This window comes from Pseudomonas sp. IPO3774 (assembly GCF_013386835.1).
Classification (GTDB): Bacteria; Pseudomonadota; Gammaproteobacteria; order Pseudomonadales; family Pseudomonadaceae; genus Aquipseudomonas.
On record NZ_JACAQY010000054.1, the window covers coordinates 1 to 20,915 of the forward strand.

Annotated in this window: 20 protein-coding genes; 4 read left to right on the forward strand and 16 right to left on the reverse strand. The window is 62.4% G+C overall.

Features of this window, described 5'->3' with window-relative positions:
• The 7 genes from HYE77_RS25850 to HYE77_RS25880 all read right to left on the reverse strand — a co-directional run.
• Window positions 1-1,968, reverse strand: a 1,968-nt coding sequence (locus HYE77_RS25850) for a DUF6531 domain-containing protein (protein WP_256347487.1), incomplete at its 3' end; no start/stop codon positions are given.
• Between the two features lie 174 nt (window positions 1,969-2,142).
• Window positions 2,143-2,904 carry an SDR family oxidoreductase gene (locus HYE77_RS25855; protein WP_177021257.1) on the reverse strand — a complete coding sequence of 254 codons (762 nt, stop codon included), beginning with the start codon at window positions 2,902-2,904 and terminating at the stop codon, window positions 2,143-2,145.
• Window positions 2,897-3,697: an SDR family NAD(P)-dependent oxidoreductase gene (locus tag HYE77_RS25860; RefSeq protein ID WP_177069766.1), complete on the reverse strand. Its 801-nt coding sequence runs from the start codon at window positions 3,695-3,697 to the stop codon at window positions 2,897-2,899. The genes HYE77_RS25855 and HYE77_RS25860 overlap by 8 nt, the downstream gene beginning before the upstream one ends.
• Window positions 3,690-4,511: a molybdenum cofactor biosynthesis F family protein gene (locus tag HYE77_RS25865; RefSeq protein ID WP_134326172.1), complete on the reverse strand. Its 822-nt coding sequence runs from the start codon at window positions 4,509-4,511 to the stop codon at window positions 3,690-3,692. The genes HYE77_RS25860 and HYE77_RS25865 overlap by 8 nt, the downstream gene beginning before the upstream one ends.
• A gap of 86 nt (window positions 4,512-4,597) precedes the next feature.
• On the reverse strand, window positions 4,598-5,257 hold the full coding sequence (locus tag HYE77_RS25870) for a LuxR C-terminal-related transcriptional regulator (protein ID WP_177069767.1): 660 nt from the start codon (window positions 5,255-5,257) through the stop codon (window positions 4,598-4,600).
• A gap of 52 nt (window positions 5,258-5,309) precedes the next feature.
• On the reverse strand, window positions 5,310-5,675 hold the full coding sequence (locus HYE77_RS25875; protein WP_003209872.1) for a cupin domain-containing protein: 366 nt from the start codon (window positions 5,673-5,675) through the stop codon (window positions 5,310-5,312).
• 145 nt (window positions 5,676-5,820) lie between these two features.
• Window positions 5,821-7,119 (reverse strand): FAD-binding oxidoreductase, encoded by a 1,299-nt coding sequence (locus HYE77_RS25880; RefSeq protein ID WP_177069769.1) that lies wholly within the window; start codon window positions 7,117-7,119, stop codon window positions 5,821-5,823.
• A 195-nt stretch (window positions 7,120-7,314) separates the two neighbouring features.
• Here HYE77_RS25880 and hpaR (HYE77_RS25885) point away from each other — a divergent pair, with 195 nt between their 5' ends.
• Window positions 7,315-7,737, forward strand: a complete 423-nt coding sequence (gene hpaR / locus HYE77_RS25885; RefSeq protein ID WP_003209875.1) for a homoprotocatechuate degradation operon regulator HpaR — start codon at window positions 7,315-7,317, stop codon at window positions 7,735-7,737.
• 132 nt (window positions 7,738-7,869) lie between these two features.
• Here the strand turns inward: hpaR (HYE77_RS25885) and hpaI are convergent, their stop codons facing one another.
• The 8 genes from hpaI to HYE77_RS25925 all read right to left on the reverse strand — a co-directional run bounded on the left by hpaI (window position 7,870) and on the right by HYE77_RS25925 (window position 15,298).
• Window positions 7,870-8,670, reverse strand: coding sequence for a 4-hydroxy-2-oxoheptanedioate aldolase (gene hpaI, locus HYE77_RS25890; protein WP_087694948.1), 801 nt, complete (start codon window positions 8,668-8,670; stop codon window positions 7,870-7,872).
• A gap of 18 nt (window positions 8,671-8,688) precedes the next feature.
• On the reverse strand, window positions 8,689-9,492 hold the full coding sequence (gene hpaH, locus HYE77_RS25895; protein WP_008437182.1) for a 2-oxo-hept-4-ene-1,7-dioate hydratase: 804 nt from the start codon (window positions 9,490-9,492) through the stop codon (window positions 8,689-8,691).
• Window positions 9,493-9,502: 10 nt separating this feature from the next.
• Window positions 9,503-10,807 (reverse strand): MFS transporter, encoded by a 1,305-nt coding sequence (locus HYE77_RS25900; protein WP_008437183.1) that lies wholly within the window; start codon window positions 10,805-10,807, stop codon window positions 9,503-9,505.
• Between the two features lie 51 nt (window positions 10,808-10,858).
• Complete coding sequence (locus HYE77_RS25905; protein WP_177037362.1) at window positions 10,859-11,251, reverse strand: 5-carboxymethyl-2-hydroxymuconate Delta-isomerase; 393 nt, start codon at window positions 11,249-11,251, stop codon at window positions 10,859-10,861.
• Between the two features lie 142 nt (window positions 11,252-11,393).
• A complete protein-coding gene (hpaD, locus tag HYE77_RS25910) occupies window positions 11,394-12,251 on the reverse strand; it encodes a 3,4-dihydroxyphenylacetate 2,3-dioxygenase (RefSeq protein ID WP_003209884.1) in 858 nt (285 codons plus the stop codon).
• 148 nt (window positions 12,252-12,399) lie between these two features.
• Window positions 12,400-13,860, reverse strand: coding sequence for a 5-carboxymethyl-2-hydroxymuconate semialdehyde dehydrogenase (hpaE, locus tag HYE77_RS25915; protein ID WP_177037363.1), 1,461 nt, complete (start codon window positions 13,858-13,860; stop codon window positions 12,400-12,402).
• A 5-nt stretch (window positions 13,861-13,865) separates the two neighbouring features.
• A complete protein-coding gene (locus HYE77_RS25920; protein WP_003209888.1) occupies window positions 13,866-14,636 on the reverse strand; it encodes a fumarylacetoacetate hydrolase family protein in 771 nt (256 codons plus the stop codon).
• Window positions 14,633-15,298: a fumarylacetoacetate hydrolase family protein gene (locus HYE77_RS25925; RefSeq protein WP_177069779.1), complete on the reverse strand. Its 666-nt coding sequence runs from the start codon at window positions 15,296-15,298 to the stop codon at window positions 14,633-14,635. The genes HYE77_RS25920 and HYE77_RS25925 overlap by 4 nt, the downstream gene beginning before the upstream one ends.
• Window positions 15,299-15,441: 143 nt before the next feature.
• Here HYE77_RS25925 and hpaA point away from each other — a divergent pair, with 143 nt between their 5' ends.
• Window positions 15,442-16,344: a 4-hydroxyphenylacetate catabolism regulatory protein HpaA gene (gene hpaA, locus HYE77_RS25930; RefSeq protein WP_003209891.1), complete on the forward strand. Its 903-nt coding sequence runs from the start codon at window positions 15,442-15,444 to the stop codon at window positions 16,342-16,344.
• An 11-nt stretch (window positions 16,345-16,355) separates the two neighbouring features.
• Here the strand turns inward: hpaA and HYE77_RS25935 are convergent, their stop codons facing one another.
• Window positions 16,356-17,612 carry an OprD family porin gene (locus tag HYE77_RS25935; RefSeq protein ID WP_003209894.1) on the reverse strand — a complete coding sequence of 419 codons (1,257 nt, stop codon included), beginning with the start codon at window positions 17,610-17,612 and terminating at the stop codon, window positions 16,356-16,358.
• Window positions 17,613-17,824: 212 nt separating this feature from the next.
• On the opposite strand from HYE77_RS25935, the gene hpaR (HYE77_RS25940) reads away from it, so the two are divergent.
• Both hpaR (HYE77_RS25940) and HYE77_RS25945 read left to right on the forward strand, forming a co-directional pair.
• A complete protein-coding gene (hpaR, locus tag HYE77_RS25940; RefSeq protein WP_008437189.1) occupies window positions 17,825-18,247 on the forward strand; it encodes a homoprotocatechuate degradation operon regulator HpaR in 423 nt (140 codons plus the stop codon).
• 88 nt (window positions 18,248-18,335) lie between these two features.
• Entirely contained in the window at window positions 18,336-20,726 is a 2,391-nt protein-coding gene (locus HYE77_RS25945) for a TonB-dependent receptor (protein ID WP_177069784.1), read from the forward strand.
• Window positions 20,727-20,915 lie beyond the last annotated feature (189 nt).

A 20,915-nucleotide genomic window follows, 5' to 3' on the forward strand; every position in this document is an offset into this window, starting at 1 on the left:
CTGCGAAAAGCTGGCCCAGTGCCGGACGCACCTTGCAGCCTTGCCGGACCGTTCCCACTCCCAAAAGAAACTCGCCCCACCGGCCAGTTCCCGCTCCAGGATCACCTGCTGATCGTCGTACCGATAACGCTCGCTTTCGCCTACCGCGTTGGTCGCCTCAACCAACCGCCAGGCATCGTCGTACGTGTAGGAAACAACGTTCTGTTCGGTGACCCAGCCCGGCTCCCGCTGCACCTGATAGTCGACGGCAACGATATGGCCGCGCTCATACCGCAGCAGCAATCCCTGGCCAACATGGTTATCGATCCGCTGAATCCGCCCTGAATAATCGCGGGAAATGCGCAGCCGGTTGTCATACGCATCGCTGATCGACGTCAGCACACCGTTGCGGAAGTGGTAGAAAAGGGAGGTTTGAGCCAGTACTAATTCATCAGGCAAAGCGCCCAGATAAATCGCCGCTTCCGCCAGGCTATTGGTGATGGCCGGCCGTGCAGCAGAGGGCAGGGGAAACGTCGTACTGCGGTTTTCGTGATCGGTCCACACCACCGATTCACCGCTCACCACCAACCGCTGCGCCAGCGAATGACTCCAGCCAAACCCCAACCCGCAATCCACTTCCACGGCGCTGCTGCGATACAACCGCGTCCAGGCAAACGGCAGCACACCCTCCAACGAGCCGTCCGTCAGGGTCAGCAGTTCCTCACCAGTAACCATCGAAACCGGGCAGCCATTGGTACAGGTATTCGCCGAACAGACCGAAGCATCTCCATTGGGGGTTTTCGCCGAAGCCGGGGCATCATCCACATGTTCTTGCTTCACCAACGCCGTGCGTGCCGTCTTCGGCTCCCGCACCATCGGTGCCGGATTGGAAATCTCGTCCACGCCAGCCTTCAAGGGCGCCGCCGCAGCTTTCACCGGCACTGCATGACTCTGAAGCGATAACGGCTTAAGCACCTCCGCATGCCTATCCAGCGGGGCCGTACCGCCCAGCTTGGCAATCTGCTCCAACCACTCCCGTGCCCGGCCGGACCTGACCTTGCCCAGCACCTGCGGGCCCAAACGTACCGCCACACCCATACCGCCGGTAGCCCACAGCAACAGCAGGTTGAGCAACACCTCGGTGGTGATTTCCCCGAGCAACTCAAACATGTAATGCGGCGGCAGCATGCGCATCCAACTGACCATCGCGGACAGGTAGATGAACAGCAGCGGCTCGTCGCTGAGAATCAACAATCCTTTGGCAATCGCCTCATGACTGAGCTTCAGGAGCGCTCCAAGCTCGGCTTGGGAGAGGTACTGCAGGAGCTTTTCGCTGTTGGGCTTGATGTCTGCCAACCACTGGTACAGCTGCGCAATACCGTCCCAGAGACCGTAAAGCACGTTTTCAAAGCCCCGCGCATAAGCCAGTTGCAGCGAGGTGTAGCGCTCGCCATAACCCGCCTTGGAATAGCTCTCCCATATTGGCTTGAACGTGCTCGTCCACTGACCGCGCAAGTTGCCTTCCAGCGAGCTGATCTCGGACTGATAGGAGGCATACAGTGCCTTGATGTGGTCCCTGGAAACGTTGGGGTAAAAGCTGACTCGATACTGCCGGTCGACGGTGCACTCGGTGACTTCGAGAATGCCGCTGGGGCCGATGGTTTTATGGATGGGATCGGCGAGGGGACCGCCGTCTTGCGCGACTTCCTGCAGCATCACCGGCGTATTGCCGATGGGCACGAACCGTGTGCTCTGGAACATGTGCACCAGGGTCAACGGTGAGTTGGCCTTGCAGGTCGCGACGGTGCTGGCGGGATACAGGGAACGGGTGATGGGCGCGACCAGCGAAACCTCGTCGCCGACCTTGAACACCTGCTCGACATCCAGTGCCGAAAAGCTCCAGAAGCTCTCGGCCCACGCGTCGTAGGTGTTCAGGCAATGTGTGAAGTCATTGAGAACCCCATCGACGTCGCGCGTCTTCGGGTCCATCGCCGCCACGACCAGAAAGCCTATGGCGGGATTCAAGAGGCAGCCCCATCGGGCAGGGCATTAATCGAAAAAAACATCGGCGTTCCCTCGCGCTGTGTGATCAGGCGAGGGACTTTGCAGAGGTTCTCAGGGCAGGGGAGTAGAGGTTATCCGGCAGTTCGGTAGGACGTTTCGTTAAACCTCCGGCAAGGTCGAGCCGCCATCCACCACCAGCGTTTGCCCAGTGATATAGCCTGCCAGGTCCGATGCCAGGAACAGCATTGCCCCGGCAATATCCGACGGTGCGCCCAGCCGTCCCAGCGGTACCCGGCTGGCGATCTGTGCATTTACCTGGTCATCCCCCAGGTTGCCCATGGCCGGGGTTGCGATCATGCCGGGCTCCACACCGTTGACTCGCACATTCAAACCGGCCATTTCCAGCGCCGCATTGCGAATGAACCCGTTGACCCCGGCCTTCGACGCCGCATAGTGACTCAACCCCGGAAACGCAACCCGCGGCCCCGTGACAGACGACGTAACCAGCACGCAGCCCCGACCCTGACGGCGGAACATCGGCAGCGCCGCCTGGGTCAGCCAGAACAACGCCGAGAGGTTGACCGCCAAGGTACGGCCGAGCATCGCCGGAGTGATCTCGGCAAAGGGCGTCAGCGGAAAATACCCGGCGTTATGCACCAGAATATCCAGCCGCCCCCAGTCGTGTTCCACGCCCGCAATCAGCTCGAAAACCGCAGCCGCATCCGCCAGATCCACCGTCACCGCTTCCACCTGGCAGCCGCGCCCGCACAGCTCCAGCGCGAGCGCCTCTGCCAGTTGCAGGTCGGCGATCATCACCCGCGCGCCCCGCAGGGCAAACGCTTCGACGATGGCCCGACCAATACCCTGGGCGCCACCCGTTACCAATACGTTGCGACCAGTGAAATCCAGGTCTTCATTCATGACGCTGCTCCATACGCGCATAGGCCAGCGTCGGCACATCGACGATGCTTGAGCCCCCGTCCGCCACCAGCGTCGCACCCGTAATGATCGACGCGTCACTGGATGCCAGGAAGCGGCACACCCTGGCGATTTCTTCAGCGCTGGCCGGCCGGCGCAACGGCACATCGGCGCACACCCGGTCATAGGCGTGCTGCAGCGTCTCGCCATGGAAATCCATCAACGGCTGCATTTCCTCATCCGCCATCGGCGTGCGCACCCAGCCGGGGCACACCGCGTTCACCCGCACCCCGCGCGGGCCGTAATCCCGGGCCAGCGAGCGATTGAGCCCGAGCAAGGCATGCTTGGCCGTGGTGTAGCCGCATACTTCAGGCCCTGCGGCCAGGGAGGCAATCGAGCCCATCAACACGATGTTGCCGGCGCTTTCCAGCAGCAGCGGCAAACACGCCCGCGCACTGTAGAAGGCGCTGTCGAGGTTGCTGCGCAGCGCCGCTTCCCAGGTCTGCGGGCTGGTGCCGGTGGCGCTGCCCACGCCATGGCCGCCCGCACAGGCCAGCAGCACGTCGATCCGCCCATAGTGCTGGCGAATCTGCGCAATAAAACCCTCCCAGGTCTGCGGGCAGGCTGCATCACCCACCAACACCAACCCCCCGGTTTCCCGCGCGACCTGCTCCAGTGGCTCGCGACGACGGCCGATCAGCACCACATGCGCACCCTCGGCGGCGTACAGCCGGGCGCACGCGGCACCGATGCCCGTGCCAGCCCCGGTGATCACAATCGTGCGCGGCTCAGTCATCAGGATGCTCCGTGCGATTGAGCACCTGGCAGTAGGAGCTGATGGGAAAGTTCGATAGCTCATCGAAGGAGGCGTCGGCATAGCCGAAGATCTTGCCGTCGCTGCGGTGTTGCTGCAGGTCGATCAGCACCAGGCCGAGGGTGGGGATGATTTTTTCGCGCCAGACGAACAGGTAGAGCTGGTCGGCGATCTTGTAGTAATCGCAGCGGTCGGTGTCGCACAGGCCTTGCTCGACACCCTTGAGGCATTGCCAGGCGTAGAACTGGTGGTTGAGGTAGATGTGCTCGTAGACCTCGCTCGGGCTGTAGCGATACTGGTTGCGCAGGCCGATCAGGTCGGTGGTGGGTGCGTGGGGGCATTGGCCTGGCTGCCACGGGCGGTCGAGGCTGCCGTGGAGGAATTCCACTTCCACCGACGTCAGCGGCTTGCCGGCAAGGGCGCGGCTGTAGAGGCCTTCGCGGGTTTGTTCCTGGGTGGGCATGCGCCCGAGCACAGCGGTGAACGAAGCGCTGGCGGTGTCGAGCACCAGGCTGACCGACCAGGCCTGCGTGCCTTCGCGCTTGATGAAATCCACCAGGTACAGGCCGGGGCGCACGGAGGTCGCACGGTAGGTGGCGCTGCCGCTGGAGTGACCGTCGGCTGCAGCCCAGGAGAGCCTGTCGCGCTCGAAACGGTGCTCGATCTGCCAGCCATTGGCGAAGTGCAGCGTGAAGGCCTTGCCGCTCAGGTCGGCCAGGTTCGGCAGGATAAATGCCTCTGGGGCGAAGCCGTCGGCCAGGGCGCCCACGGTGATCCAGTCAGAAGGGGTGGTCATTTGCGAAGCTCCGGTTGGGTGGGTGAACACCACGGATCATCGCGCCCGTAAGTGGGCCCGACCATCAACCAGATGGTTGAGGTTGGCTACAGGAACAGGGTACCCACCAGCTCGGTACGACTGCTGACGCCGGCCTTGCGAAACAGGTTGATCAGGTGGGTCTTGATGGTGGGCAGGCCGACATCCAGCTCCTGGGCCAACTGTTTATTGCTGGCGCCCTGGCGCAACAGCAGGGCGATCTGGCGCTCCTTGGGCGTCAACCCGGCCAGCGCCTCTTCAGTGGGCTGCATGTTGGCCACCGCCAGTTGCAGCAAGGTTTGCAGGGCGTTCAGTTGGGCCAGTTGCTCGCCGGTGAAAGCGCCCTGGTCGGCGGTGCGCAACAGCGAAATCGCCGCCTGGGGCTGGCCGGCGCGCTGGGCGAAAATCTCCACCACATCGACCACGCCATAGCGCCGCAGAAAATCCCCATAGCGCCGGGTATCCCGCGCCGGCTGGCGGGCCATGGCAAGGCCCAGCGGCACCACCGCCAGGCCACTGGACAGGCAGTTGCGCGGTTGCAACGGGTCGAATTGGCGGTAGTTGTCGAGGTAGTCGCGGTGCATTTCGCCGCTCATGCCGTGCAACTGGAAATCCCGGGCTTGCAGCTGGCGGTCGACGCAATAGAACGCGGCCTGGCTGACCGGAATCAAGCGGGTGAAAGCCTGCAGGCACTGGCCGGCGACTTCGTGGGCGGGGAGAGCGTGCATGGGTGGGCACCTGCGCCAAAAGGCTGCCGACGGGTGCCGGCAGCCGGGGCTATCACACCACGGCGAAGTAGTGTTTGACGAAACTTTCGCTGACCACTTCCCACAGCACCGGGGTGCCCTTGGTCACGAACCAGCTGTCACCGGCCTTGTAGCGGGTGCTCTGGCCGGTGGATTCGTCGGTGAGCACCACTTCGCCGGTGACCACGGTGGCCTGTTCGGCAAACGGGTAGACCATGCGGAACTTGCCCTGGGTGGTGCCGAAATAGGCGCTGCTGACCGGGTCGGTGGGGGCACCGAAGGTCATTTTGCCGAAGGCCCGGACTTCGCCTTCGAGGATGGTCGAGCCGAGGTCGGCGACGGTGCCCCAGGCGTCGAGTTCGGATAGCTGGATGTCTTTCTTGAGGGTAACGAGGGTCATGGCAGTTGCTCCTGATGAGAAAAAATTAGTGACCAACTGTAGGAGCGAGCTTGCTCGCGAAGGTCGTCAACGATGACGTTGGCGTCCTGGATTAACGCGGCGCCCTTGGGTTTTTCGCGAGCAAGCTCGCTCCTACAGGTGTTTGTCAGCGGCGGCCGTTCCAGTAACCGGAGAGCTGATGCCAGGATTTTCCGGCGGTGAGCAGCAGCGGGCGGATTGCGTCCTTGCCGATGATGGTCGGGCGATGGATCGAGCTGACCAGGTCATACCGCGCCGAGCCTTCGCTCATGCCTTCGGCCAGCACCTTGCAGATGATGTGGCTTGGGGTCACGCCGAAGCCCGAATAGCCCTGCACGTAGAACGCGTTGCTGCGCCCGGGCAAGGTGCCGACCTGCGGGAACAGGTTCGGGCTGCAGGCCATCGGGCCGCCCCAGGCCAGGTCGATCTTCACGTCCTTGAGGTACGGGAAAATCTTCAGCATCAGGCTGCGGTTCCAGGCTTTCAAATCGCCGGGAATGTGCTCCACCAAAGGCGTGGCGGCGCCGAACAGCAGGCGGTTTTCGTGGGTGACGCGGTAGTAGTCGATCACCGGGCGAATGTCGCTGTAGGCCCCGCGAATCGGGCTGATACGGTTGATCAGCTCTTCTGGCAACGGCTCGGTCATCATCTGGAACGCGTAGGTGTTGATGGTCGAGCGGTGCAGTTCCGGCTCCAGCTTGTTGAGGAAACTGTCGCAGGCCCACAGCAGCTTGCTGGCCTTGACCGAACCGCGGCCGGTGCGCACGGTGATGCGCTCGCCATAACTGACTTCCAGCGCCGGGCTGTTCTCGAAAATCCGCACGCCGTGGCCGGCCAGGGCCTTGGCTTCGCCCAGCAGCAGGTTCAACGAGTGCACATGCCCGCCGCCCATGTGCAGCAGGGCGCTGCTGTAGGCGTCGGAGCCGATGATCTGCCTGACGTCGGAGCCGCCAAGAAAGCGGATCTCGTGTTGGGTGTTGATGGATTTGAAGTCTTTCTCCCAGGCGCGCAGGGTCTTTTCCTGGCGGGCGTTGAAGCCCATGTAGCCATAGCCGTGGCAGAAGTCGGCATCGATGTCGTACTTGGCGATGCGGTTCTTGATGATGTCGGCGCCCAGGTCGCTGATCTCGAAGATCTGGCGCAGGCCGTCTTCACCCACGTCCTTCTTGATCTTTTCCAGGTCGTGGCCGATGCCGGCCATGATCTGCCCACCGTTACGCCCGGTTCCGCCGAAACCCAGGTAACGCGCTTCCAGCACGACGATGTTGGTGATGCCTTTTTCGGCGAGCTCCAGGGCGGTGTTGATCCCGGAAAAGCCGCCACCGATGATCACCACGTCGGCTTCCACGTCCTGCTCCAGGGTGGGGAAGCTGAGGTTGTATTTCTTGGTCGCCGTGTAATAGGTCGGCGTTTCGATATTGATCATTGCGCTGCCTGACAGTGAAGAGCTAATGAGTGTATTAAGGCCGTTGGCGCGCTGGATGTCTTGATTCTGTGTGCCGCCGGTTTTGATCCTGCGCGCCAGAGCCTTCGCCGGCTTCACAAGTTATAGCGTGAGGTGGGGAGGAGAGTGTTAGAGTTTCGTTAAAACATTAACTAAATCTATCGTGACCCTGAGCCTATGTTGAAACCCAGACAATCCCTGACCCTGACCTTGCTTCAGGCCCGTGAAGCGGCCATGAGTTTTTTCCGGCCCTCGCTGAATGAGCATGGGCTGACCGAGCAGCAATGGCGGGTTATTCGAATTCTCAGCCAGCATGATGAGCTGGAGATTTACCAACTGGCGGAACTGGCGTGCATTCTCAAGCCGAGCATGACCGGCGTGCTGGTGCGCATGGAGGCGGCGGGGATGGTGCACCGGCGCAAGGCCGAGCAGGATCAGCGGCGGGTGCTGGTGACGCTGGCGGAGAAGGGCAAGGCCAGTTTCGAGTCGATGAGCCAGTGCATGGAGGAGAATTACCAGCGGTTGCAGGAGCAGTTCGGGGAGGAGAAGTTGCAGGTGTTGCTGGGGTTGCTGGATGAGTTGAAGACTATCAAGCGCTGACACACCGCCGATCCAAATGTGGGAGCGGGCTTGCTCGCGAATGCGGTGGGTCAGCCAACAAACCTGGCACTGATACACCGCTTTCGCGAGCAAGCCCGCTCCCACATTTTGGATCTTTGTGGTTTCAGAGCGTCAGTACACGCCGCCGGTAATGGCCGGTGTTGCGGTGTCTTTGAATTTCGCCGCCAACCCCTGCAACCCGCGCATCAACACCGTCGTATCCACCCCCACCGCCACAAACGCTGCCCCCAGCTCGATATACCGCCGCGCCAGTTTCTCATCCGCACTCAAGATCCCCGCCGCCTTGCCGGCTTTTTGAATCCGTACGATGGCGTCCTCAATCGCTGCCTGCACCTCGGGGTGCCCGGGATTCCCCCTGTGCCCCATGGCCGCGCTCAGGTCCGCCGGGCCGATAAACACCCCATCCACGCCATCAACCGCCGCAATCGCGTCCAGGTTGTCCAGGCCTTCACGGTTCTCGATCTGCACCAGCAGGCACATCTGCGCATCGGCCTCATCCAGGTAACCGGGAATCCTGTTCCAGCGCGACGCCCGCGCCAGCGCGCTGCCCACGCCCCGTACACCACCCGGTGGATAACGCATCGCCCGCACCAGCTGCCGTGCCTGGTCAGCCGTCTCCACCATCGGCACCAACAGCGTCTGCACGCCGATATCCAGCACCTGCTTGATCAACGCCGTATCGCCGATCACCGGGCGAATCACCGGTTGGCTGTCATAAGGCGCGACAGCCTGCAGTTGGCCGAGCATGCCGCGCAGGTCATTGGGCGCGTGCTCGCCGTCGATCAGCAGCCAGTCGAACCCGGCATTCGCCGCCAGTTCGGCGCAATAAGCGTCCGCCAAACCGAGCCACAGGCCGATCTGGGTCTCGCCACGTTGCAGGCGTTGCTTGAAGCGGTTGATGGGCATGTCCATGAAACAGTCCTCCAGTATTCAGACAAAGCGGCAGGAGATGGAACCCAGCATGTCGTAGTCGACATGGAAGGTGTCACCCGGATTCGCCGCCACCGGGCGGGTGAAGGAGCCGCCGAGGATGATCTGGCCGGGTTGCAGGGTGACGTCGTACGGCGCCAGTTTGTTCGCCAGCCAGGCCACGCCCTTGGCCGGATGGTTAAGTACCGCAGCCGACACCCCGGACTCTTCGATCACCCCGTTGCGGTACAACACCGCCGGCACCTTGCGCAGGTCGATCTCGGTGGGGCGCACGGCGCGGCCGCCCATCACCACGCCGGCATTGGCGGCGTTGTCGGAAATGGTGTCGAACACCTTGCGGGTGGCGTTGGTGTGCGGGTCGATCTGCTGGATGCGGGCGTCGATGATTTCCAGCGCCGGGATCACCCATTCCGTGGCATCGAGCACATCGAAAATCGTGCAGTTCGGGCCCTTGAGCGGCTTGCCGAGGATGAACGCCAGTTCCACTTCCACCCTCGGCACGATGAAGCGCTCGAAGGGGATGTCGGTGCCTTCGTCGAAGAACATGTCATCGAGCAGGGCGCCGTAATCCGGCTCGGTGATGTTCGACGACACCTGCATCGCCCGCGACGTCAGGCCGATCTTGTGCCCGACCAGCTTGCGCCCGTCCTTGATTTTCCGGGCCACCCAGGCGCGCTGGATGGCGTAGGCGTCTTCAATCGTGATGTTCGGATGCTCCAGGGAAAACTGGCGCACCTGTTCACGGGAACGCTCGGCCTGGTCGAGGCGGGCGGCGGCTTGCTGAATAAGGGCTTGATCAAGCATGACAAAATCTCTACTGGGGATTGACGATGGCCGCATGGGTGCGCAGCACCAGCAGGCCGCCGAGGGCGATAAGCAGCGCCAGCACGTACAGGGCCAGGCTCGCGCTTTGGGTGGTGTCGCGCATCCAGCCGATCAGGTAGGGCGCGAGGAACGAAGCGATGCTGCCGAACGAGCTGATCAGCGCGATGCCGGCCGCCTGGGTGCTGTTGGACAGGAATGCCGGCGGCAATTGCCAGAACATCGGCAGCGCAGCGCTGGCGCCCATGCCGGCGAGGATCAGGCCACCCAGCACCAGGGTCGGGTTGGTGGGCGAGAGCCCGGCCACCGCAATACCGATGGCCGACATCAGCAACGGCACGCACAGGTGCCAGCGGCGTTCGCGGTTGCGGTCGGACGAGCGCCCGCAGCCGATCATGAAGAAGCACCCGGCCAGATACGGTACGGCGCTCAGCAGGCCGACCTGGCTGTCGCGGCCGATGCCGGCGCCGTGGATCAGGGTGGGCATCCAGAACGCCAGGGTGTTCACCGCCAGCATCACCGCGAAGTACACCGCCACCAGCAGCCACACCTGCGGGTCACGCAGGATGCCGCCGAAGGAGGTGATGGATTTGCGCTGTTCTTCAGTGCTCAGTTGCTCGCGCAGTTGTTGCTTTTGCGCGGGCTCCAGCCACTTCACGGTTTCGAAGCTGTCGGGCAGGTATTTCAGGACGACCAGGCCGAGCAGCACCACCGGGGCGCCTTCGATCAGGAACATCCACTGCCAGCCCCGCAGCCCGCCGAAATCATGGAAGTTCTCCAGGATCGCACCGGACAACGGGCCACCAATCACACCGGCCATGGGCACGGCAATCGCAAACAGCGCGGTGACTTGCGCCCGGCGGCGGGCCGGGTACCAGCGGTTGAGGAACACCAGGATCCCCGGGAAGAAGCCGGCTTCGGCCACCCCCAGCAGAAAGCGCAGCACGTAGAAGCCCGTGGAGCTTTCGATCCACAGCATGCTGGTGGAGAGCACGCCCCACACCACCATCAGGCAGGCGATCCAGCGCCGTGGGCCGACCCGGTCCAGGGCCATGTTGCTGGGTACGCCGAACAGCGCGTAGGCGATGAAAAACAGGCCGGCACCGAGGCCATACACCGTGTCGCTGAAGTGCAGGTCGGTGCTCATCTGCATCTTGGCGAAGCCGATGTTGATGCGGTCCAGGTGGGCAAACAGGTAGCAGATCAGCAGCAACGGCATCAGTCGCCAGGTGACGATGCTGTGGGTGCGCTGATGTTCGATCAGGGTGGTGCTGTCGGCGGTATTGGCTGTGCTCATGATGTTGTTCTTTTTTGTTTGAGTGGCCATGGGCGGAAAGGTGGGCTGTGCTCAGCCCGCCTGGTTCTTCAGGAATGCGTGCACGTTGTTCTGCTTGAAATTCAGCTCGGGGTGCAGCTCGATCATCTCGAACGACAACGCCAGCAGCCGCTGGGATTGCAGCTCGGCGAAGTGCTCGGTGATGACCTTGAACAGGGCTTCGGCCACCGTTTTTCGGGTTTCCAGGTCGCGCCCGTGGCCGACCTTGAGGGTCATGTGGACGAAGGCGTAGTCATGCTTGCCGTCGGCCATGCGCCAGGTGTCCAGGCGCACTCCGCGACTGCGGATGCCCCCCAGGGGAAACACGCCGCTGTCCCCCAGCACGGCGTGAACCTGCTCGAACAGGGCCGGCAGGTTGGCCTGCTGCTCGATGTTGTCGGTGTATTCGGCGATGAAGTGCGGCATGTGTATCTCCTCTTGGGGTGAGGTGCAGCGAATTCCTTGTAGGAGCTGGCTTGCCTGCGATGGCATCAACTCGGTGCGACAGATACACCGAGGTGCCTGCATCGCAGGCAAGCCAGCTCCCACATTTGATCCTCACCAATGCTCATAAAGGGAAAATGGCATTGATCTGCCCGGTGCCCGAACTGCCGAACGGCTGGGTGATGATCTCGGCCGGCTGGTTGTAGTCCGGCCCGCCCAGCAGTCCCAGGAGCATCGCGGTGTCGTGCATCTTGCCTTCGCCGAAGCAGTGCTCGGCGTAGTCCGGCAGCATTGCGCAGAACTCCTTGAAGCGGCCTTGCTTCCACATCTCCACCACGTGCAGGTCCATCTGTTTGTCGAATTCACGGGTCCAGTTGTGGATGTTGGCTTCGGCTTCGCGGTCGTCCGAGAAGCGGTGGGAGAGGGAGCCCGAGGCCAGCACCAGGACTTTGCGGTCGCTCTTTTCGATGGCGCGGCGCACGGCGGCGCCGAACGCAAAGCTGTCTTCCAGGCGGTGCCAGGCGCACCACGCGGCAATCGAGATCACGTCGAACTTCTGCGCGTCCGGCACGCCCATGTGCATGTAGCGCATCGGCACCAGGGTGCCGTATTCCAGCTCCAGGCTCGGGATGTTGTGGGCCATGGTGCGCACGCCGGCCAGGTTGGCCTCGGCGGCGATCAACTCGCCCAGCTCGGGGCAGCCCGGGTACTCGTACTCCATGTTCTTGATGAAGTGCGGCAGCTCGTTGCTGGTGTAGGTGCCCTTGAAATGCTCGCCGCAGTTGACGTGATAGCCGCTGTTGACCAGCCAGTGCACGTCGAACACCACCGCGGTGTCGGCCCCCAGTTCACGGGCGCGCCGCCCGATTTCCTTGTGCCCGGCGATGGCTGCTTCGCGGCAACCGTGGTGCTTGCCGGGCAGTTCCGACAGGTACATCGAGGGGACGTGGCAGATCTTCGCTGCCAGAACCACTTCGCCCATGATCATTCTCCTGAGTATTTATTCTTTTGTAGGAGCGAGCTTGCTCGCGAAAAACGTCAACGATAACGCAGCACTTCTGTTAGCCCGCGGCGCCTGCGGGTTCTTCGCGAGCAAGCTCGCTCCTACAGGTAGCGTTGTTATATCCGGGTTACACACCCCAGCGCGGGATGTGATGACTGCCCATGGAAATGCACACGTTCTTGATCTCGGCAAACACTTCGAAGCTGTACTGGCCGCCTTCACGGCCGGTGCCGGAACCTTTTACCCCACCAAACGGCTGGCGCAAGTCCCGCACGTTCTGGCTGTTGATGAACACCATGCCGGCTTCGATGCCGTAGGCCAGACGATGCGCCTTGCCGATGTCCTGGGTCCAGATATAGGACGCCAGGCCGTACTCGGTGTCGTTGGCCAGTTGCAGCGCCTCGGCTTCGTCCTTGAACGGGATCAGGCACACCACCGGGCCAAAGATTTCTTCCTGGGCGATGCGCATGTTGTTGTTCACATCGGCAAACACCGTCGGCTGGATAAACTGCCCGCGGCTCAAGTGCGCCGGCAGGTTGGCCGGGCGTTCCAGGCCGCCGGCCAGCAGGGTGGCGCCTTCTTCGAGGCCAATCCTGATGTAGCCGGTGACCTTGTCGTAGTGGGCCTGGGTGATCATCGAGCCAACCTGGGTCTTCGGGTCCTGTGGGTCGCCGACGATCAGGCGTTTGGCGCGGGCGGCAAATTCGGCGACGAACTGCGGGTACACGCTCTCCTGAATGAAGATCCGGCTGCCAGCGGTGCAGCGCTCACCGTTGAGCGAGAAGATGGTGAACAGTGCCGCGTCGAGGGCGCGGTCCAGGTCGGCGTCTTCAAAGATCAGCACCGGCGACTTGCCGCCCAGTTCCATGGAGTACTTTTTCAGCCCGGCGGTCTGCATGATTTTCTTGCCGGTGGCGGTACCGCCGGTGAAGGAAATCGCCCGCACGTCCGGGTGGCGCACCAGCGCATCACCGGCGGTGGCGCCGTAGCCCTGGATCACGTTCAGCACGCCGTTGGGAATCCCGGCTTCGACCGCCAGGCGCCCCAGTTCATTGGCCGTCAGCGGCGACAGCTCGGACATTTTCAGCACCGCGGTATTGCCCAGTGCCAGGCACGGCGCAGTCTTCCAGGTGGCGGTCATGAACGGCACGTTCCATGGCGACACCAACGCGCACACGCCCACCGGCTGGTACAGGGTGTAGTTGAGCATCTGGTCGTCCACCGGGTAACTGTGGCCGTCCATGCGGGTGCAGACTTCGGCGAAGAAATCGAAGTTGTGGGACGCCCGGGGAATCAGCACGTTCCTGGTCTGGTGGATCGGCAGGCCGGTGTCGAGGGTTTCCAGCTCGGCCAGGTGCGGCACGTTCTGTTCGATCAGCTCACCGAGCTTGCGCATCAAGCGGGCACGTTCCTTGGCCGGTGTGCCTGCCCACTTCGGAAAGGCTTCCTTGGCGGCCGCTACCGCCTGCGCCACTTCCTCGGCCCCACCGCTGGCGACTTCACCGATGGCTTCGCCGGTGGCCGGGTTGTAGTTGATGAAGGTGTCTTTGCTTTCGACCTCACGGCCGTTGATCCAGTGTTTGATCATGTTGCTCAAGCCTCTTTACGGGCGGCGAAAAAGTCCGCCTCGCTGACAATTCGATTGACCAGGCGACCGACGCCTTCCACTTCCACGACCACTTCGTCCCCCGGCACCACATCCGCCAGGCCTTCCGGGGTGCCGGTGGCGATCATGTCGCCGGGCTGCAGGGTCATGAAGCTGGACAGGTATTCGATCAAATACGGGATGTCGAAAATCATGTCTTTCGTGCTGCCTTCCTGGCGCAGTTCACCGTTGATCCAGGTGCGCAGCTTCAGGTTGCTCGGGTCCGGCACGTCGGCGACATCCACGATCCATGGGCCCACGGGCGTGGTGGCGTCGCGGTTTTTCACCCGCAGGTTGGGGCGGTAGTAGTTTTCCAGGTAGTCGCGGATCGCGTAGTCGTTGCACACCGTGTAGCCGGCCAGATACTCCAGGGCGTTCTCGCGCTTGACGTTGCGCGCCGGCTTGCCGATGACTGCCACCAGTTCGCACTCGTAGTGCATGTAGGCGACGTTGTCCGGCCGCCAGGTCACCTGGTTATGGCCGGTGTAGGTGCCGGGGGACTTGATGAACGCCAGCGGTTCAGTCGGTGGCTTGAAGGCCAGTTCGGCGGCGTGGTCGGCGTAGTTCAGGCCGAGGGCAAACATGCTGCCGGTGGCCGGTGGCAGCCATTCGACCTGGTCTTCGGCCAGCAGGCGGCCGTCGGCCAGGCGCACGGCGTTTTCAGCTTCTACCAGCACCTGGTGGGCTTCACCTTCAAAGCGAATACGGGCGTGTTTCATGACAGCTCCTCTGCCTTGATGTGGTTGACCAGGCGGCCCAGGCCGCTGATCTCGACTTCAACCGTGTCGCCGGGTTGCACATCCACCCGGCCTTCGGGGGTGCCGGTGATCAGCACATCGCCTTCGTGCAGGGTCATGAGCTCGCTGATCTCGGCGATCAACTGCGGCAGGCTGCGCACGAAGTTGGCGGTGGAGTTTTGCTGGCGCAGTTCACCGTTGACGAACAGCTTCACGCTCAATTGATGCGGATTGGCGACCTGGTCGCGGGCCACCAGTTCCGGGCCCAATGCGCAGAAACCGTCCCGGCACTTGGCTTTCACCGCCGGGCGGTAGTAGCTGTCTTCCGGCAGGCTGAACTCATTGACGATGGTGTAGCCCGCCACATGCTCCAGGGCATTTTCGACGCTGACCCGGCTGGCGCTCTTGCCAATCACCACCCCGAGTGCCGGGCCCGGTTGCAGGCGTTCACCCTGTGGGTGCAGCACCACGCCGTCGTGGCCGTTGCGGGTATTGGGCGTCTTGATGAACAGCACCGGCTTCACCGGTGGTTTCTGGTAAGGCGCTTGTTCGAATTCGGCGAGACGTTGGTTCAGCAACCCCTGGTAGTTCAGCGCAACGCCGAACAGGGTGCCGTTCGCAACATCATGCAGGGCACGGCTCATGCTTTTCTCCTGGCAGTGGCGGGGCAGATTCGGACCTGCACCGTGGGAAATTCGTTAACGTGTTAACGTTATAATTAAGATGTTAACTATCGTCAAGCGTGGCAATATTTCAGTGCAGTCAAAACAACAAAGAGAATGCAGTGATGAGCGATCGTCAGCCGATCCCCAACATCAACATCGGGCAGGTCTACGACCAGCGTTACAGCGATGCCGAGGTGCACTACGACCGGCTCGGCAACCTGGCGGGATTTTTTGGCCGCAACATGCCGGTGCATCGCCATGACCGGTTTTTCCAGGTGCATTACGTCAAAACCGGCGCGGTGCGGGTCTATCTGGACGACCAGCAGTACCTCGAATCCGGGCCGATGTTTTTTCTCACGCCGCCGACGGTGGCGCATTCCTTCGTCACCGAAGCCGACGCCGACGGCCATGTGCTGACCGTGCGCCAGCAACTGGTGTGGGCCTTGATCGACGCCGACCCCAGCCTGGCCCCCGGCGCACAATTGCCGGCGGCCTGCGTGGCGTTGGCGCGGCTGGCACCGGAGTTTCAGCCCGAGGTGCGCCGCCTGGAATTCCTGTTTGATGAGCTGTGCAGCGAGATCAACGCCCAGGCCAGCGGACGCGGTTCGGCCCTGGACAGCCTGACGCGGCTGATCATGATCAGCCTGCTGCGGCTCTGCGCCAATTCCCTGGAAGCCCGCCCTGCACGTCACGAAGACCTGCGGATCTTTCACCGCTTCAACGAACTGATCGAAGACCACTACCTGCAACACTGGCCGCTGTCGCGCTACGCCGACGGTATCGGCGTCACTGAAGCGCGGCTCAACGAGGTGTGCCGACGCATCGCCGACCTGCCGTCCAAGCGCCTGATTCTGGAGCGGCTGATGCAGGAGGCCCGGCGCCTGCTGCTGTTCACCGGCAGTTCGGCGAATGAAATCTGCTACCAGTTGGGGTTCAAGGACCCGGCGTATTTCAGCCGGTTCTTCCAGCGCTACGCGCAGATGACGCCGGGGGAATACCGCCAGCGTCAATCGGGGTTGCGTTGAGGCGCCCGGCGTTACCACAGGGCTACGGTGTAGCCGATGATCACCCGGCTTTCGTCGATGTCGCTGGTCAGGCCGTTGCTTGAGCGCAGGGTCGCATTGCGCAGGCGCACGTTGACGTTCTTCAGCGGGCCGCTCTGCACGGTGTAGACCAGGTCGGTGTCGCGCTCCCATTCGCGGCCGTTGCGCACCGTGGCGGTTTGCGCGTGGCTGCCGTCGACGTAGCGGGTCATGAAGGTCAGGCCCGGTAGGCCGAGGGCGGCGAAGTTGTAGTCGTAGCGCGCCTGCCAGGCATCGGTGTTGGCCTTGGTGAAGATATTGATGGTCACCAGGTTGACCGAATACGGATCTTGCCCCGGGAAGGCAAAGTCGCCGTCGCCGGAAAGGCTCTGAAAGCCCAGGCCGAATTTGTGTGCGCCCACCGACAAACTGAACATGCCGTTGAAAAAGCGGTTGTCGATCCGCCCGCCGTCCACGCGGGTAGGGCTGCGCAATAGCGTGCTGCCTTGCTCGCGGGTGTCGAAGTAGCGCAGGTCGGTGCGCAGGTTCACGCCTTGGGCCAGCGGCAGGTCATGCACCAGGCCGATGAAATTCTGGCGGTAGATGTCCTGCATCTGCGCGTAGTAATAAGTCGCCGCCAGGTGCGGATTGATTGCGTAGGTGCCGCCGGCCAGGTCCAGGTGGCTGCTGGAGACGCCGCCGTAGCTCATGGATTCGTTGTTGGAGGAGTCCCGCAGGTTCTGCTTTTCCAGGCGGCCGACGTTCAACGTCAGGCCGTCGATGTCCTGGGAGGTCACCAGTTCACCGTTGTAGGTCGACGGCAACAGCCGCGTGTCGTTATAGGCGGCCACCGGCAACAGCGGTTGCAGGGTGCCGAGCTTGAGCACGGTTTTCGACACGCGCAATTTGGCGGTCAGGCCGAGTTCGCTGTAGCTGTCGGCCGGCTCGCCGCTGGCGCCAGACGGCAACAGCCCGGTGCCCCGGCGGTCGCGGCTGGAGTCGAGCTTCAGGCCCATTTCACCCAGGGCGTCCACGCCAAACCCGACCACGCCTTCGGTATAGCCCGACTCCAGGCGCAGCACAAAACCTTGCGCCCATTCGTCTGCCTTGTTCTGCGGCGCGTTGGCCTGGCGAAAGTCGCGGTTCATGTAGAAATTGCGCAGGTCCAGGCTGGCCTTGCTGTCCTGGATGAAGTCGGCGTGGGCGACCAGAGGGCTAAACGCGGCGCACAGGCCAGCGCTTGCCGCCGTGCGAAAGAGGCACGAATGCATGAGGGGCGTTCCTTTTGTTGTTTTTGTTGGTAGAGCCCGCCACCAGGGCAGGGGCGGGCATATTGTTAACATGTTATCTTTAAGCTGAATAGCTGGATTAACAGGTTTTTATGAATTCGTTTCGAAATTAACGACTTGCTGCGTGCGTCGGGTTGCGCACGCGGGACACCGACTCTAAGCTTCGTCGCTTCGACCTCTATTGCGCGTGAACCATGCCCACCCCCAGACCGTCCCTTACGCTCACCTTGCTCCAGGCCCGCGAAGCGACCATGGCGTTCTTCCGGCCGTTGCTCAATGAACATGACCTGACCGAACAGCAGTGGCGGGTGATCCGCATCCTGCGCCAGCAAGGCGAACTCGAAAGCCACCAACTGGCGCACCTCGCATGCATCCTCAAGCCGAGCATGACCGGCGTACTGGGGCGGCTGGAGCGTGACGGCATCGTGCGCCGGCGCAAATCCGCCGAAGACCAGCGCCGGGTGTTCGTCGCCCTGACCGAACAGGGCCAGCAGTGTTTCGTCGACATGAGCGCCGGGATGGAAAGCAATTACCTGAAGATCCAGGAGCAGTTCGGCGAGGAATCCCTGGAGCAATTGATGGAGCTGCTCCAGAAGCTCAAAGGCATCAAACCGTAATAATCAAAAAATAGTGGCTGAAGCCTGTCCCTTTTTTTCACGTGACTGGTCATTCCAGGTAAGTGAACAAAATCGAGAGCTTCTTCCAATGCCCGCAATACGCCCGTTGCTGAACCTCAGCCTCATGCTGAGCCTGAGTGCCAGCCCGTTGTTCGTTCCCATCAGCTATGCCGAAGACGGTGCGTCCCGGCGCAGCTACCAGGTGCCGGCCGGCAGCCTGAGCGCCGCGCTGACCCGTTTCGCCGGGCTGGCCGGGGTCAACCTCTCGGTGGACCCGGCGCTGGTCAGCGGCCGCAACAGCAGCGGGTTGTCCGGCGAATACGGCGTCGAAGAAGGTTTCGCGCGCCTGCTCCAGGGCTCCGGCCTGCAACTGCAGCCAATGGGCGAGCAGGCCTATAGGCTGACCCCGATTCCCGAAGGCGGCAGCCTGCAACTGGCGCCCACCTCGATTCTCGGCACCACCGGCGATGCCGGCAGCGAGTCCTTTGCTGGTGGCCAGGTGGCGCGCCGTGGCTCCCAGGGCCTGCTGGGCTCGAAGGACTTCATGGATACCCCGTTCAGCATGACCACCTACACCAGCGCGGCAGTCAAGAACCAACAGGCGCGTACCCTTGGCGACCTGATTGCCAGCGACCCCTCGGTGCGCGCCACCAACCCGGCCGGCGGGCGCTATGAGCAATTCACCATTCGCGGCTTCAGCCTGTTCAACAGTGATGTCGCCTACAACGGCCTCTATGGCGTATTGCCGACCTACACCATCGACATGGAAATGGCCGAGCGCGTCGACATCATCAAAGGCCCCAGCCAGTTGATCAACGGCATCTCGCCACGGGGCAGCGTGGGCGGCGGGATCAACGTGGTGCCCAAGCGTGCCACCGACACACCCATCACCTCGCTCACCGGCAGTTGGGCCTCCGACAGCCAGGCGGGCGGAGCCGTGGATATCGGCCGGCGTTTTGGTGAAGACAACCAGTTCGGCCTGCGTTTCAACGGCGTGAAACAGTCCGGCGACACCGCCTGGGATCACCAGAGTGTCGACCGCGAAATGGCCGTGCTGGGCCTGGATTTTCGCGGTGAACGCCTGCGACTCTCCACCGACATCGGTCGTACCGAGCGCGACACCGACGCCCCCCAGGAACGTGTGCAAGTCGGGCCCGACGCCAGGGTGCCGAGTGCCAACGACGTACGCCACAACTACGCGCAGCCCTGGAGCAAGGCAAGCACCAACGACACCTTCGGCACGGTCAACGGCGAGTTTGATCTCAGCGACAACGTAATGCTCTACGGCGGCGTCGGTGCGCGCAAAAGCAACCATGACTTCCTGCGCCATGCAGTGTCGGTGGCCAACAACGCCGGCGATTTCAGCGTGCAGCCCCGCGACTTCACCCGTGATGAAAACGTGCGCACCGCCACGGCGGGCGTGCGCAACTGGTTCCATACCGGCCCGGTGAGCCATGAGGTCAACCTGGCGGCCAGCTACTTCTACATGGACTTCGAAAACGGCGGCGCGCGATATGCGCAGGGTTCAAGCAATATCTACAACCCTGTTGAAACCCCCGCGCCTGGCCGGCCAACGCGATTTGACTCGAAGGTCTACACCGAAAACCGTTTCAGCGGTGTGGCGTTGTCCGACACCCTGGGTTTTTTCGATGACCGGTTGCTGCTGACCCTCGGTGCGCGCTGGCAGCGGGTCAAGGTCGACGACTGGACCGACAACGTCAAAGGCGACACCGCCTACGACGAGGAAAAAATTTCACCGTCCGGCGGCATCCTGTTCAAGGCCACCGATAAGCTCTCGTTGTACGCCAACTACATGGAAGGCCTGAGCCAGGGCAAGGTCGCGCCGTCGGCGTCGGTCAACGATGACGAAATCTTCCCACCGTTCATCAGCCGTCAGGTCGAAGTCGGCGCCAAGTACGACGCCGGTGCGTTCGCGGTGACGGCCGCTGTATTCCGGATCAAGCAGCCGGCCTACGAGACCAACGCCACCACGCTGGTCTTCGGCCCCAATGGCAAGCGCCAGAACGATGGTGTGGAACTCAGCGTGTTCGGCGAGCCGCTCAAGGGTTTCCGCCTGCTGGGCGGGGTGATGTACATCGACAGCGAACTGACCCACACCACCAACGGCACCTACGACGGCAACCGCGCGCCGGCCACGCCCAAGTACAACGTCAACCTGGGCGCGGAGTGGGACGTGCCGACTGTTGAAGGCCTGACCCTGACCAGCCGCGGGATCTATTCCAGCTCGCAGTACCTGGACCAGTCCAACGTCAAGGAAATCGACGCCTGGACGCGGCTTGATGTCGGCGCACGCTACGCCTTCAAGGTCGACGACAAGCACATCACCCTGCGGGCCAATGTCGAGAACGTGGCCGACCGGCGCTACTGGAGTTCGGCCGGTGCTTCGGATGACAGCGAGCCGGGGTTGACCTTGTCGACGCCGCGCACGTATTTACTGTCGGCGACCGTCGACTTCTAGCGGCAATCGCGCCACAGGGAAGTGGCACTCTTGTGCAGTTCAAAATTAAACGACGAGAAGTTCAATGATTAGTACTGTTGCAGTGGGCTGGCTATTTGCAATCGTGAACTAAGCATCAATATGTTAGTCGATGTGTTTAACAAGATTTTATGAATTGTGGCGAACTAATGGCCTTGGTCAGTAGTTCTA